The 1,326-nt window shown below is 43.0% G+C and carries 1 protein-coding gene; it reads left to right on the forward strand.

Annotated elements, in window-relative coordinates:
* Positions 1-173: 173 nt before the first annotated feature.
* The gene (locus LNL84_RS19605; protein ID WP_244359550.1) at positions 174-1,301 is read left to right on the forward strand and encodes an ISAs1 family transposase; all 1,128 of its coding nucleotides are present in this window, start codon (positions 174-176) and stop codon (positions 1,299-1,301) included.
* The last annotated feature ends 25 nt before the right edge of the window (positions 1,302-1,326 follow it).

Genomic DNA, 1,326 nt, shown 5'->3' on the forward strand with positions numbered 1-1,326 from the left:
CAGGGAAACCGCATGAAGGTCGTTGATATATAAGGGTTGGAGAGATGCTAGGAATCAACGCCGAACCTATCATGAATCCCAAGTTTTGAATGTAACCAGATGAAATCGAAGATCGTCTTGTAGATCATTTTCGTTGTTTTGTAATAGCTCCTAGACAATATAGGAGCCTAAATATGAGCGAGTTAACCAACCCATTTATGCATTTCCAAATCATTAAAGATTATCGACAAGAAAGTAAAGTAGAGCACAAATTATCAGACATTATTTTGCTGACAATTTGTGGCGTCTTGTCGGGTCATGACGGTTGGGATGGCATTATAGATTTTGGCAATGCTCGTTTAGATTTCTTAAAACGATACGGTCATTTTGAATCTGGGATACCTTCGGCAGATACGTTATCCCGAGTCATGGGCATGATTAACCCAGCTGCGTTGCAAAGAAGCTTTATAGCCTGGATGAAGGACTGCCATACCCTGACGGATGGCGAGGTCATCGCTATTGATGGGAAGACATTACGTGGCTCTTATGACCGCTCGAAAGGCAAAGGAACGATCCACATGGTGAATGCTTTTGCCACTGAAAATGGTATGAGTATCGGCCAACAAAAGGTTGATAGTAAGAGTAATGAGATTACCGCGATTCCCAAGCTGCTTGACTTGCTCGACGTTAAGGGCTGTTTAGTGACCATTGATGCGATGGGTTGTCAAAAGAAAATCGCGCAGAAAATCTTAGAGAAAGAAGCGGATTATCTATTGGCTGTAAAGGGTAATCAAGGAATGCTAGAGCAAGCATTTGATGATTATTTTCGAATGGATATGCTTCAAAACTTCGATGGCAGTTCTTACAGCACACAAGAGAAAAGCCATGGTCGGATGGAAACAAGAGTGGCTTTAGTAAACTCTGATTTGACGGTCTTGGGTGACATTGAGCATGAATGGCCTGAGTTGAAATCCATGGGTATCGTTGCTGCTATTCGTCAAGAATCGGCAGTAGCGACAGAGCAAGATGTAAGCATTCGATATTACATTTGCTCTAAGGAACTAGAAGCTAAAACGCTACTTGAAGCGACACGTTCTCACTGGGGCGTAGAGGTCATGCATTGGTCTCTAGATACCGCATTTAGTGAGGACAATTCTCGCATTAGAGCGGATGATCGAGCAGAGGCTTTTGCTAGGATCAGACAGATGTGTTTGAACCTATTAAAGAGTGAAACCACGTTTAAAGGTGGCATCAAACGTAAACGGATGAACTGTGCAATGGACGAAAACTACCTAAGTAAGGTTCTTGTAAGCCTTACGTAGCGCGGATGTTCATGCGGTTTCCGTG

The organism is Vibrio gelatinilyticus (assembly GCF_022836845.1).
GTDB lineage: Bacteria > Pseudomonadota > Gammaproteobacteria > Enterobacterales > Vibrionaceae > Vibrio > Vibrio gelatinilyticus.

Bases quoted from the DNA above. Each gene is read 5' to 3' on its own strand.
- LNL84_RS19605 (WP_244359550.1), top strand. From the start codon at position 174: ATGAGCGAGTTAACCAACCCATTTATGCATTTCCAAATCATTAAAGAT.